The sequence below is a fragment of the Pseudanabaena sp. PCC 6802 genome (assembly GCF_000332175.1).
GTDB lineage: Bacteria > Cyanobacteriota > Cyanobacteriia > Pseudanabaenales > Pseudanabaenaceae > PCC-6802.
The window spans coordinates 1791466-1805981 of record NZ_KB235914.1; the positions used below are offsets into that span (position 1 = coordinate 1791466).

A 14516-nucleotide genomic window follows, 5' to 3' on the forward strand; every position below is an offset into this window, starting at 1 on the left:
TACTAATCGTAAAGGTCGTGCCTACCCCCACCTCAGTATCTATTGAGATTTTAGCGCCAATTTGATTCAAGTTAGTTTGTACGACATCCATCCCCACACCGCGACCGGAGAGCGATGTCACTTTATCTGCCGTACTAAAGCCAGGTTCAAAAATTAGAGATAGCAATTTCTGCCGGGGAATAACATCAATTTGCGATGTATCTTTACCTGATTCAATCGCCATTTTCCGTACTTTGTTACGGATTTTTTCTGCATCAATACCGCCGCCGTCATCTTGAATTATGACGAGGATTTTATCGCCCTGAAATAGAGTCTCGATCAGGATTTTTCCTTGGGCTGGCTTGCCGCGCTCTGCCCGCACGGAGGCCACTTCAATGCCGTGGTCGAAAGCATTGCGCAAAATATGATTCAAAGGGTCGCTGAGAGCATCTAAGATCGCGCGGTCAATTAGCGTGTCGCCGCCCTTAATTACTAAGTCCACATCTTTGCTATGTTGCATAGATAGGCTGCGGATCACCCTGGGGAACTTACTGACAATATCTGAAATCGGACGCATCCGAATTTGCGCGATCGCTGTTTGTAATTGTTTAAAATGGCGATTTTGGTTGGAGGCGTTCTGCTCTGCTTCGGCAAGGGTTAGATTAACGTCAGCGATCGCTTCTTCCAATTGCACAATAGTTTCGATCACGGACTGCGAAAGGGAATGCATCTCGCCATATCGATCCATCTCCAGGTTGTCGAAATCAGTATAGGCTGAGGTTTCAGATGCAATGGCTGGCTCTGCTACAGCGTGTGCTGCACTGGTACTGGCATGTTCGTCGTATTCGTCATTGGCTTGCCGATCGGATTGCTCTAAGCCCAAGCTATTTTGCAGCGTCATCCGATCGTAGGCGGATTGCAACTGTAAGTTTGTATTCTCTAAATCGCGCATCCGTCCATCTAGTATTTTTACTAGCGATCGCATCCGTCTCAATTGCCGATCGACTCCATTATTACCAATCGATAGCTCTTCCGAGATATCGTACATTTGTTCCAGACGGCTGACTGGCAGTCTGATGCTTGCCTCTTTGAGATAAGCCGCAAGCATGTCGGATACCGACTGCGGGAGCGATACTGGCAGATCGTTACTTTCCTGGCTTGTGTCGAGGTCTTCAAATAGCTCAAACAAACTACCCGCTGCATCTTGCGATTTAGAAGTCTTTTGAGCCTTATCAGGTGTTTTGTCTGCTTCGGGCTTGACGTAGGCAGAGAAATCTTTGCCTTTAATAGTTTTTAAAGCAGGCATGTCCGAACTGGACTTTCCAACCTTATCTTGCTTATCTTTTTTAGCAGCTTTAGAACTCGCGCCTGCTTTGACTGGCGATCTGGCATTACTGGCTTCAGTCACCCGATCTAGATTTTTATCCTCATCTACCTTTTTAGATGTTGTAACTCGTACCGCATCATTGACAATAGGGGTTGCAGGGACATCTAGAGTAGCAGGTTGATGGGAACTCTCCTTTGGAGTTATTGGCGTTACTGGTGTGGGTGCATCGCTTAGAGCAGAAACTTGGGGAGAACTCTCTTCGCGATCTGCTGATGTTATTGCATCAGGGGCATCGCTCAAAAAGTTATCTAAAGTCTCAACTTGAGGGTAACTTTCCTTTGGGGTTACTGTTGATACGGGATCCGGGAGCGCGGTCGCAGTATCGTCTAGAGCATCAACTCGAGGGGAAGGGGTCTCGTCAGTGCTGGCGCGATCGCGACTTCCTGGCAACTTATCTTCTGGCTTGGGTGGATTATCGACCCGCGTACCAGTTTGAGCGTTAACTGTTCGTTTATTGTTTTTATTTGCAGTGGAAATAGCGGAATTACTCGATCCGAACAAATCGATGCCGTCAGCAACATCAAATATTGAATCAAAAATAAACGCTTCTAGGGCTTTGTCTTGGAAAGGTGTATCCAGTCGCTCTGGCTCAAATATCAACTCGTTTTCCAGGTCGCCTTCCAATTCATCTTCCAATTCATCCGGCTGGGGCGCAAATACATCGAGATCGTCAAAACTATCTGTAACTTGCGATCGCTCTAATTCATCCACATCAATGCTATCTAGATCCAGATCGCGCTCTAGCTCTGTAGTATCAGTTAGAGCAACTTCGCTAACTATTCCTGTATCCATGCTGGAATTTGCTGCCACAGCCTCTAGCTCTGTGGCAAATTCGTCAATATCAGTTGCAAACTCGCCAACGGTAATGTCCTGAGGTAGTAAGCCTTCAAATTCCTCAGGTGTGATATCAGGGAGGGGAGCTACATCCGTAATGTTTGCTTCTTCCACCAAGGTTGGCAGGGAGACTTGGGTAGCGATCGCTCCGGTATTATCGATGATAACGAGGGCTTGGGCGTTACGCCATCCTACCAGCGCCGCTTCGGCAATTTGCTGAGTAGGGTGAGATTGCGCTGCGAGGGCTTGGGTTACCGATTGGCAGAGAGAGACGAAATTTGGCAGCTCCAGCATCTCGCCGATACCAGCGAGATCTTCAGCGATTGTAGTAAGCTCTGCAGCCAAAGTGGAAGATGTATCTGGATTTGCAACTAGTGCTTCGAGGCGATCGATGTACGATCCGACCTCGGACTCAAACATCATAACAGCGAGATTGGTTTCTTCTTCCTCTTCTTCGGCAGCGGACTCTATCGGTTCAGCAGCATTTAATTGTGTTTCCAGTTGTGCAAAGATGGGAAAAGCATTAGTATTCAGCCACTCCGATGTTACTTTTACACCTTGTTTGCACTGTCGGACGATCTGTCGCAAAATCTCGGAGCTACTGAATAGAAGTCTTGCGATGTCGGGGCTGACAGCAGGGCGGTTTTCTTTAAGAAGCTTGAAGCTGTCCTCCAGACGGTGAGCAGCTTGACTGAGAACATCAAACTGCATCATCGCAGCACCGCCTTTGAGCGAATGAGCTGCTCTTAGTACCTGGTCGATTCGCTGTTTGAAGTTACTAGCTGCAGTATCAAAGTCGGCCAAGCCATCATCAATGCTGTCGATGTATTCTGATGCCTCTTCGAGGAACATCATGCGAACTGCTTTCTCCTCCTCGTCCAGAGGTTCTTCCTCAGCGATCTCAGCACCAGGTTCCTCCAGTCGTCCTGGCTCGAGAACCTCCATTGCTTCAACTTCATCAAAATTCAGATCGGCTTCAGGTTCATCCGATCGCTCTAGTTCGAGAAACTCTATGGCATTTTCAATTTCATCGAGATCCAAATCGGCAATAGCATCCATAACGCTATCTACTTCATTGGAACGCAAATCCTCTTCCATTGCATGTTTTGCAGTTTCCCAAACATCGGATTTAAGTTCAGTAGAATCGCTATCCACACTCAATTCATCTTCATCAGCTAAGCGCTCTGTCAATTCAACCGCATCAGTCAGGAAGTTCGGATCGGCGATCTCTAACTCTGTTTCCAGGCTTGGGGCATCTTCTGAGAGTTCGGCATATACTTCCTCTAATATTTCGCTTAATTCTTCTTCTGCTAAGGGTGGCAAGGTAATTTGCGTAGCGATCGCCTCTGTATTGCCAATCGTCACGAGAGCCTGAGCATTACGCCACGCAGCGAGGGCGGATTCCGCAATCCTGGGAATGGGGCAAGATCGGTCTGCCAATGCTTGGGTTACCGACTGACAGAGGGAAACGAAATTAGGCAACTCTAACATTTCACCGATACCCGCCAGATCCTCCGCGATCGCGGTAAGTTCTGTATAAAGCGTAGAGTCTGAATCGGTAACTAATCCTTCTAAGCGATCGAGGTAGCTTTCCACCTCGGACTCAAACATCATTACAACGAGGCTGACTTCCTCTTCCTCTTCTTCAACTGCTTCCGTTGCTTCAGCCGCATTTAACTGAGCTTCTAATGCCTCAAAGGTGGGAAATGCGTTAGCTTCCAGCCATCCTGATGTTACCTTGGTACCCTGTTTATATTCTCGAGCGATCTGGCGCAGAATCTCGGCACTATTGAACAGAAGCCCCTCGATCTCAGAAGTGATGGCGGGGCGGTTTTCTTTAAGGATTTTGAAACTATCTTCAAGACGGTGGGCAGCACGGCTGAGGGCATCAAATTGCATCATTGCCGCACCACCTTTAAGCGAGTGGGCGGCTCTGAGCACGCGATCGATTTGCTGCTTGAAGTTGCTGGCGCTGGTATCGAAGTCGGCCAAACCATCGTCAATGCTGTCAATATATTCTGATGCCTCTTCCAGAAACATCATGCGAACGGCTCTTTCTTCTTCGTCTAATGTTTCCTCATCTCCTTCTGCGATCTCCGTTTCGGATTCCTCTAGTTGCAATGTATCGGTAATTTCTTCTTCAAAATTCAAATCTTCGACAAGCGCGATGTCATTTACTTCAGACGCTAGGATTGAATCTAACTCATTATCTGCCTCAGCTTCATCTAGTTGCAATATATTGTTAGTTTGTTCTTCAGGATTCAGAACTTCAGCAGGAGTTAGAACACTCTCTTCAGATGACAGGATGACATCCAATTCACTTTCCAGATCTAAGCTAGCTTCTAAAGTTGATTCATCTTCAAGATTTAAACTTGAGTCTAATTCATTTCCTTCTAGACCTTCTAGATCTATATTTTCTTCAGGATTCAGTCCATCTGCGAGATCTAGATCTCTTTCTAATTTACTAGCCAAACTAGGGCTAGCTTCTAAATTTAACTCGACTTCAATACTTCGGCTACCTTCCAGTTCATTTTCTGGATTCAGGCTATCCTCTAGATTTAACTCGTTTGTAAGACCCAGGCTTACCTCTAATTCGTTTTCTAGCTCCAGGCTATCTTCTAACCGATCTTCCGGTTCGAGATTGAGATCGTCTTCTGCATCTGACCCAGCTTCAATATCCAGGCTATCTCCTGGGTTTAGCCCATCCAAGTTTAGATTGTTTGCTGCTTCGCTTTCCAGGGTCAATCTATCTTCCAGATTTAATTCATCTTCAAAGTTGAGGCTTGACTCCAGTTCGCGCTCCAACTCTAGATCTAAGCTATCTGCTAACTGAGTCTCAAGATCGAATCCCACATCGTTTCCTAAACCCAAATCGGTTCCAAGATCCAGGCGATCGCTCGACCTCATCTCAGGCTCAAGACCGAGTTTTTCTTCTAGTCCCAGTTCGTTTTCCAGATCTAGCCGATCTTCAAAACCAAGCTCCTCATCTAAATTTAATTCCTCCACTGCATTTAACTCGCGATCGAGACCCAGATCCTCTTCTCGATTTAGCCTGTTCTCAGGCTCCCATCTGTCCTCGGAGTTCGGTTTGTCAGCAAGTTCCAAACTGTCCTCTGAACTCAGATCGTCATCAAGATTCAGGTTGTTTTCTAAATTTAGCTCGCGTTCGAGATCTAATATGCTTTCGAGATCCAGGTTGTCTCCCAGATCCGAACCGCTTTCAAGCTCTAAGCGATCGTCTGAGTTCCGATCGCGATCGAGCGCCAGGCTATCCTCTAGATTCAATTCATCTGCAAAACTTAGATTGCTGTTTGAGGTTGTATTCTCCAGTTCAGGCTCGTTTTCCAGATTTAGATAGCTTTCTAGATCGTCGAACATTTCCTGAATGCCAGGTTCGGCTTGAGACTCTTCAGCTTCCACGGAAAGTTCGCGTTCGGATACCACCGTCTCTTCTCCATCAGCGAGCGAACCCGCCTCGGTAATTTCCAGCACTTCTTCCAACTCTGCTAGCAATTCCTCAGTAGTTGCCAGATCCGGCGTATCTCTCCCCACCGTTTTCTCTACTGCCTTCTCTGCCTTTCTCTCCTCTAACGGTGGCAGGTTAATATAAGTAGCGATCGCCCCAGTATTCCCAATCATTACTAGAGCTTGAGCGTTGCGCCATGCTGACAGAGCCGCTTCAGCAATCTCAATGGTGGGATGAGATTTAGCTACTAAAGCTTGGATTACCGATTGACAAAGGGCAACGAAATTTGACAGCTCTAGCATTTCCCCCATCCCCGCCAGATCCCCTGCGATCTCTAAAACATCGGCATCTAATGTCGGTGATGTTTCCGGATCGGTAACTAACCCTTCAAGCTGTTCCAGGTAGCTTTCCACTTCGGACTCGAACATAATCGCAGCAAGGTTAACTTCCTCTTCTTCCTCTTCCTCAACCCCCTCTGCGGCAGCGGCGTTATTTAGTTGCGTTTCTAGTTTCTCGAAAAGGGGAAACACTTGGGTTTCTAACCATTCGCGATCGACAAATTGTTGGCTTCTGCTTTGCCGGACAATCTGACGTAAAATCTCAGAACTATTAAACAGGAGTCCTTCAATTTCAAAGTCGATTTCAGGACGATTTTCTCTGACGATCTTAAGGCTGTCTTCGAGCAGATGTGCAGCATGGCTGAGATCTTCAAATTGCATCATTGCTGCCCCGCCTTTGAGCGAGTGGGCAGCGCGCAATACACTATCAATCTTCGATCTGAAATTAGAAGCATGGGGATCGAGATCGACCAAACCATCTTCGATGTTCTCGATGTATCCGATCGCCTCTTCGAGGAACATCATCCGTACTTCTAGTTCTTCGTCATCCTGGTGCATAAGCCTTTATCCCTTTACATGCCTGCTGCTAATTAACGATCGATTCTGTCCGTTGTATTTATTTACTGTTCGAGTTCTAGCTGACTCACTGTTAGCCTCAACTGTTCTAGTGATTCTGCGGTGTCTTGCAAAGACTGGTTTAGTTGCTGTGACGATCTCGTCGTGCGTTGAGATATGTGGGCAATATCTTGAATTAAGTTGGCGATCGAACCGGAGTTGGTTGTTTGCGATGCCGTAAATTCCACCATTGGTTCTGCAAGCTGGTTAATCTGCTGGGAGGCGATCGCAATTTGCTGCAGATTTTGTTTTGCTGCCTCGACTAGCTGCGTGCATTCAACTACCTGTGTCGTGCCTAACTCCATAAAATTAATTACTTCACCCGAGTCTGCTTGAATGTTATCAATCAGTTCCTCAATTTCCTTGGTAGCCGCAGCGGAACGGGTAGCTAGCTCTCCGACTTCCTCGGCAATGTTAGTAAAACCACGACTATCTGACCCGCTACGGGATGCTTCTAAACTAGCATTAATCGCTAAATAGTTTGTGCGGACTGCCACTTCATTAATCAAAGCCGAAACCTTCGAGATATGTTGTGATGATTCCCCTAAGCGCTTAACTTTTTTCGCGGTGGCGGCAATTGTGGCACGAAGCTGGGCGATCGCTTCGGCGCTCTGCTCGATTGCCTGGTTGCTAGTGAGGGCAGAGTCTGAAGCGGTATGGGCAGTGCTGGCAAAGCGATCTGCCATATCAGCCGCTGACTGTATAGAAGCGGCCATAGTTTGCAGGAAGTCGACCGTGCAAGTAATTTCATCAACCTGCCTGATGGCATCGGCGGAAATCTGTGCCGTTGCTTGTTCGCTATGACGAAGCGCGGCTTCGATCCTTTGCAAGTAACTTGTCGCCTGAGCGATCGCCTGCTTCAGTTGTTCGGGTGCCATACCAGACAAAGCGGGGATGCCAGCAGGTATAGGACCGGACTGCTCGAGAGTAGATTTAGGTTGACTGGCTTGCAGGATTTCATCAAGCTCATCTAGCTCGTCTAGCTTATCGAATACATCATCAAATGCTTTGCTAAGCTCGTCCTCAGGTCTTGCTTCTAGCGCTCGGAGTTGCTCGATCGCCTCCAGTTCCGTTTCATCTGCTGAGGTTTGTAGCGGGAACTGGGCTTGCAACCTGGACACGAGCAGATCGATACTGCGATCGGAAACGATCGATTCAGGTGGCTCTTTGGTTGCTTCGGCTAATTGCTGAATTGCACTCAATATGCTCTCAGATTGCTGTTGCGATTGCTCCTGTGCCGCGTGTTGTTGCTCGATCAGTTGTTGCAGGATGTCGCTAACATCGCGATCGACATCTGGCCCAGCCATTCGATCGGTTACTCTGTCAGTTACTCTGTTTGCCAAAGCATCAATACTGGCTTCCGAAATGCTCAGATCCTGAGGTTCTGGCTGCGTTGGAGCTTGGTTTGCGAACTGCTCGGTCAGACGTTCGTTTAGCCGATCGCTTAACTCAACATTTAACCTGGCATTCGATTGACTCAATTCCTGGATGGCATTTAATATTTCCGCAGTCTGCTCCTGTTGGTGTTGCCGCTCGGCGTATTGCTGCTCGACTAGCTGTTGCAGAGCTTGCAAGCGATCGCCGATCTCCGGCTGGGCGATCCGTGCCTGCACTCTCTCTGCCATGGAATTAATACTAGCTTCAGAAATGGTAAGTTCCTGGAGTTCTGGCTGGGTTGGCGCTTGGCTTGCAGTTTGCGCGATTAATCGATCGCTTAACTGGTTATTCGATTGACTGAGGGCTTGCAATGCGCTCAATATTTCTGCGGACTGCCGCTGGAGCCTCTCTTGCTCTGCTTGCTGCCGCTCGGCTAATTGCAACAACAACTCGCTGATGTCGCGCTGTCCGATCTGAGCCTGTACCCTCTCCGCGAGGGAGTTGAGACTGCGATCGGAAATCGTTATTTCTTGAGGTTCTTGGGAACTTGTATCGGATCGGTTTAGGGCTTGAATCGCGTGCAATATTTCTGTAGTTTGCTGTTGCAGCCGATCGCGTTCCGCACGTTGTTGGTCGATTAATTGCAGCACCAGATCGCCAATCTCTTGCCCACCTTGCTCGCTCGTTAGGGTATTGGGGACAGTATTGGTTCGATCGAACTGGGCTACTCTTGCAGCGATCGCGTCAATACTGCGATCGGAAATTGTCAGCTCTCCAGGCTCCGATCGTGCGTCCGTTGAAGTTGTTAAACGTCCGATCTGGGCAATTGTTTGGGCGATCGCCTCGGAGTTGGAGCGGTTGAGTTCCTGAATTGTATGCAAGATGGCGGTGGACTGCTGTTGTCGCCTTTCCTGGTCGGCATGTTGTTGAGCGATCAGTTGTTGTAGGTATGCGATATCTTTGCTGTCCCGTTGGGCAAGCTGTGCCTGGACTTTTTCCACCAGAAAACTAATACTCTCGTTAGAGATTTGCAGATCCGCAGTCTCCACCTGAGCTAGCTTTTGTAGGGCTTTAAACAGTTGCGTCCTCTGCTGTTGCAGGTGTTGTCCCTCTATTGTTTGCTGCTCGAACAAATCCTGCAAATTGGCAATTTCTTCTACGCCTTTAAGTAAGGCATCGAGATCGTCTCGAGCGTTGTCTAAATTGGCACGATCCGCCAAAACTTCCTCCACTGTATTTTTGGCAGTCCTGATGCGATTAATCCATAGGCGGGAGATGAAATAAGCGATCGCTCCTACCAGAATTAGAGATAAAACTGCACCGATCAGGCACAGTTCCCATACTCCCCTTAAAGAAGCCAGTGCCTTGTTTTCATCGATACTGGTCAGCGATCGCCAATTTAGTTCTGGTAAGCCCGCCAGTTGGACTGGTGGCACATAGGACAATAGTTTTTTCTCCCCATCCAGGATCGCTTCTTTGGTATCGATGGAGTTTGCCGCCAGTAACTCTTTAAGCACGACGGGGTAGTTCCCCGTAGCATCTTTGCCAATTAAACTCGTATCGGTCGCCAGGACATAATTACCATCGGCGTTAACCACAAAGAAGTTACCAGCTTCATTACCCCCCAGCGCGTCAAGCAAGTGAGGCAACGTCATACGGGCTTGGATTGCTAATTCGACTCGCTGGGTGGCAGGATTAGCAATGGGAGCAGCAAAGTCTATGACATAGGTTTGCTCCACGGCTGTGGGTTTGGCAATTACAGTCGTGTTCCCTCGCATCACCCTTTGCAGAGTTTTTGGGTCGATGGTGCTGGGAATGGAGTTACCTGAAGACTGCGCCACCAATTTGCCACTGGTATCGAATATGGCAATGCCATCAAAACTTTTGTAGGCTTGCTTGTAAAGATTTAAGCGATTTTGAAGCTGGAGTTTCTGACGCAGCTTGGGTTTAGCTGGCGTGTCAGAGTTTGTAAACAGCCCCCCCAGCATTTTGGCATTTTCATACTGGTTCAGTAAAAAGCGGTGCAGGTTCCTGGACAGGCTGGTTGCTTTATACTCCTGAGCGCGCTTAACTTCTTGTCGCAGCGATTGACTGCTCAGGTAGTAGGCCGTAAGCCCAACTGCCGTAACGGGAATAGCCGCAAGCGCGATCGCCAAACCCACAACTTTAAGATGTAGTTGAGTGGAACGATCGCTTTTCTTATGCTTTTGACGAGTCGACCTAGCACTTGTTTTGGTCGAATGCCCTGGATTGGCAGGAGTATCGACAGATATTGCTGGTTTGGGGCTATCTGCGCCGTCGTTGGCATCGCTACTCATAGGACTCGGTAGGTGACTTAGGTCTGCAAAGTCGCTGTCAACATCATCCAGTTCGTCGCTCCGTGCAGAATCCCGATCTGCGGCACGCGCAGGGCGATCGCTACTTTGATTGTGTTCGACACCTTTGGGGTTAGATTTAGGTTCGCTAGAGCGATCGCTTGCAGCAACTTTCTCTCGCGACACCTGCGCGCTAGGTACCACTGCCCCCACAGCATAGCTGATTAATTCAGGATCGTCGCTCAGTTTAAATACTTGCTGATAATGCCAATTGGCATTATCAACTTGACCGGCATAACGATAAGAGTCGGCTAGGGAGACATGCAACTCCGGATTTTCGGGATCTTCGCGCAAAAGCTCTAGGAGCTGTTGGATGGCATCCTCATAGCGACCTGCTCTGTAAGCTTCTAAGGCTCCCTCATAACGGGCATTGCTCATAAAATAACCAGCTGACCTGAATAAGGCATAAAATCTACTCCTCTATAGCAACTTTGATGCATTTTCTCAAGTAGGTGGTATTATTATTTTGCCCTGTTGTTTTTAATTGTATAAACAAAAATTGAACAGACTACTGCATATTCAGGGATGCGCGTGGCATCTAACCATTAAACTAGATGAACGCAGGCAGTCTGATCCCGCTCTTTCCTGGGACGACAGCTGTGAAGGACCTAGTATACGCCGATCGGCCTGGTAACTTTTAGGGTTGTGGCTACCTTCCTGTAATCGCGAAGCCAGCAACCTTGGTCGATCGCTTATCTAGCTCACAAGAGCGAAATCTTTTCTACAACTAATAACTTCGGAAACTCATCCGCGATGCTGAAGCGACTCGCTTGCAGCACAAATAACCTGGCGTTAAGCAATCGATCTGATGCCTTGCTATTTTCGTGCCGAGACGACTTGCTCGTGAGGTGTTTCGTGGGTTGCCGATTCTACCATTTCGTCTATGCCTACATTCGTTTAGGGAATATTTAAAGATTCATGAAACGCGAACAGTTACTTACTCAAACCGTAGAACACATTGATATCAAGGCTTTTGATGTTGTGGGGTTAGTCGATGCTATGGCGCAAACCGCATTTCAAGGCAGAAATTTGGGGCGCGCCGCCCGCATCTACGATGAAATGATCCGGGACAAAGACTGCGCCATTATTTTATGCCTGGCTGGTTCTTTGTTCAGCGCTGGTTTGAAGGGGGTAGTGTACGACCTGATCGAAAACAATATGGTGGATACGATCGTTTCCACTGGAGCCAATATTGTCGATCAGGACTTTTTTGAGGCGCTCGGCTTCCGTCATTATGTTGGCGATCCGTTGGCAAATGATGAGGTGCTGCGCGAGGAGCGCATCGATCGCATCTACGACACCTACATCGACGAAGATCAGTTGCGCGTTTGCGATATGACGATCGCAGAAATTGCCGAGTCGTTGCCGCCGCGCCCCCATTCTTCGCGGGAGTTCATCCATGCTATGGGCGAATATCTCGACAAACACGCTAAGAATCGGCATTCCGTGGTGCTGGCTGCTTACAAGCATCAGGTGCCTATTTTCGTACCAGCCTTTAGCGATTGCTCGGCTGGGTTTGGCCTGGTACACCATCAGTGGTACTCGCCCGAATCGCATCTGACCATAGACTCGGTACGCGACTTCCGCGAACTGACTCAATGCAAGCTGGCTTCGCCCCATACGGGTCTATTTATGATCGGTGGCGGCGTGCCCAAGAACTTTGCGCAGGATACGGTGGTTGCCGCCGAACTGTTGGGCTTTGAAACCGCCATGCACAAGTACGCCGTCCAGGTTACCGTAGCCGACGAGCGCGATGGCGCTTTGTCTGGTTCTACCCTGCGCGAAGCTCATTCCTGGGGTAAGGTAGACATCGTCACCGAGCAAATGGTATTTGCCGAAGCAACCTTGGCAATGCCGCTAATTACTGGCTATGCCTATGGCAAAGGTAACTGGCGCGATCGCCCAGCCCGCCGTCTGACCAAGCTGTTCCAGTCACAACCAAACAAGGTACTGGCCACCGCTGGGGTTTAGGTATAGATATCCCACAGGATTTTAGGGCTTAAGCCCTAAAATCCTGTACTGGATATCATGGCTGAGAAAAGCTAAAGAGATCTTCCTGACTGATTAGATTTTTTGCCAAGCCACTCATAATTACATACGGTTGCATCATGGGATTGACAAATCGAAATTTGTAATTTCTTTCACTTCCTCTCTTACACAAAACCTTGCCTCTTTTATCTTCACAGAAATCACTAAGATGACGAGCAAAACCTGAAGTGCGATACTTTTTACCCATGATTAGAGACATGGGAGTTACAACATCAGGTGGGACAAAGAAACCCAAATTATCTTTTTTGGCTAAAGCACAGGCTAGTAAGACTTGTGCATAAATAGTTTCCCTAGAACTAGATGTAGCCTGATGATAAGCATTAAGAATACTTTGATAGGCTTTATCAACAGCTACTCGAATTGCTGAATCCAAGTCTGAATCTTCGATACTTTTAGAGCTTCTAGCAATTGCTTTTTGGGAAGCATGTAGTGCTAGCAAATGCGTGTAGCTTGGTAAACCTTGGGACAAAAACGCAATACGTTTCTTAATTTGTTCCGGCACCTCTATTTTGAGCAAGCCAAATCTCTTATCAAGTAGTTCATATAGCTCGCTTACAGACATTCTAGGCATTTGAACTTGAACTAAAGACCTTTCTATCGATGCATGTTCGGCAATGAGTTCATTAACGGAATCAGCAACACCAACAAGAATGAGAGTGGTATCAACCAGGTGATCGGATAGCGTTTTAATTGTGTCAGCTAATAACTCAGTAGCAACACGCCCGTTACCAAGTCTGTCTAGCTCATCAATAACAACAATGGTTTTACCAGGATTTCTTTGCAGAATATATCTAATAGATTCTGGTGTAATTTCTTGGGGAGGAGTGTCAGCATGTGCTCTCAAAGAATCTACCTCACGGAATATTTTTTGCCATAGAGAGGTGAAGTCATCTATGCCATCACAATTTACGATAGCAGAATGAACTTCCTGTCCTGAAACGCTACGCATAATCTGAGAAATAACATTAGCAAGTGAGGTTTTTCCTACTCCCCGCTCGCCGTACAGGATGACATGCTGACCTTTTTGAGATACAGCGCTAATGACCTGGCTAATTTGTTCAAATCTCCCAGCAAATAGGTCTTGACTATCAATCGGAGCGCTTGGGGTAAATACCGCAGCAGCTTGTACGTAACGTTGTAGCTCCTCAGGACTAGATGGCACAAAGTTTCGATCCACTATTATTGTTTAAATGACTACAATCATCTAAAACTATAGCATTATCTGTAAAAATGACAGTGATAACATCTAAAAATAGGGCATCAGCATCTAGTTAAGCAGAGTTAACATCTAATTAAGCCAGCTTAACGTCTAATTAAGTTGCGGAGGTTGTACGAACCCAGGACTCACCTCATCCTCGCTCAACTGCTGTTTATGTTGTACGTTGATATTATTTAACGTCTAATTAAATGGGGCTAACGTCTAATTAAGCTGCATAGGTTGTACAAACCATATCTTTAACTGCTAATTGCGTTCTGCAAAATACGGTGCGCGATCGCGATCGCACAGAACTATTTCTGCTCTTGCTAAGATCGAATCGCCAAGTGGTTCTACAACCAACTTATTTAAACTCGGATCTCAGTCGATGAAAGCTAAAAATCTGGCTGTGTTTATCCCATCCATAGCTGTGCTATGGGGACTAACAGCAACAGGCGCGGCGGCATCGAAATCGTGTCCAATTGCTCAAAGCATTTACCGCGATGGTGATGGCAAGGGTTTTCAATTGGTTTTCAGACCACCACTTCCAGGTAGTACGGCTCATGCCACAGCAGCGATCGCTCACCCACAACAGGGGCAGCTTTATCAATTTCAAGTGACTCAATCAAGCGGCTATGGTTCTATCTGGTTATCAGACATGGATGCTTCCAACTCAAAGCGCTCCAAGAGTTTGTGGATGGCATTTTTCGATCGGAACTTGAAATCTGCCACGCCGACTTTCCTAGGAGAAGAAACAGAAGCACCTGAATATGCCGTTATCTCCGAGTTAGGCAGTTACGACGGGAGCATCTCAACTTTGCACTGAGTAATAATGCTTAATATAGATGGGTAGCCAAAAGGGGGAAGAAATCAGAAGATAGGAATACGAGAAACCAACCCC

4 protein-coding genes and 1 pseudogene are annotated in these 14516 nt (G+C 47.4%); 2 read left to right on the forward strand and 3 right to left on the reverse strand.

Annotation, left to right across the window (positions count from 1 at the left end; all coding sequences use genetic code 11):
- Position 1: 1 nt before the first annotated feature.
- Together PSE6802_RS0113400 and PSE6802_RS31090 are read right to left on the reverse strand one after the other, a co-directional pair.
- Positions 2-6562 (reverse strand): annotated as a pseudogene (locus PSE6802_RS0113400) (Hpt domain-containing protein); the annotation flags it as partial.
- 62 nt (positions 6563-6624) lie between these two features.
- The gene (locus PSE6802_RS31090; protein WP_019500573.1) at positions 6625-10749 is read right to left on the reverse strand and encodes a methyl-accepting chemotaxis protein; all 4125 of its coding nucleotides are present in this window, start codon (positions 10747-10749) and stop codon (positions 6625-6627) included.
- Between the two features lie 540 nt (positions 10750-11289).
- On the opposite strand from PSE6802_RS31090, the gene PSE6802_RS0113410 reads away from it, so the two are divergent.
- Positions 11290-12342 carry a 1,9-bis(guanidino)-5-aza-nonane synthase gene (locus PSE6802_RS0113410; protein WP_019500574.1) on the forward strand — a complete coding sequence of 351 codons (1053 nt, stop codon included), beginning with the start codon at positions 11290-11292 and terminating at the stop codon, positions 12340-12342.
- 55 nt (positions 12343-12397) lie between these two features.
- Here the strand turns inward: PSE6802_RS0113410 and PSE6802_RS0113415 are convergent, their stop codons facing one another.
- Complete coding sequence (locus PSE6802_RS0113415) at positions 12398-13582, reverse strand: AAA family ATPase (RefSeq protein WP_162139225.1); 1185 nt, start codon at positions 13580-13582, stop codon at positions 12398-12400.
- Between the two features lie 304 nt (positions 13583-13886).
- Between PSE6802_RS0113415 and PSE6802_RS28920 the strand changes: the two genes are divergently transcribed.
- Complete coding sequence (locus tag PSE6802_RS28920) at positions 13887-14441, forward strand: hypothetical protein (protein ID WP_156815514.1); 555 nt, start codon at positions 13887-13889, stop codon at positions 14439-14441.
- The last annotated feature ends 75 nt before the right edge of the window (positions 14442-14516 follow it).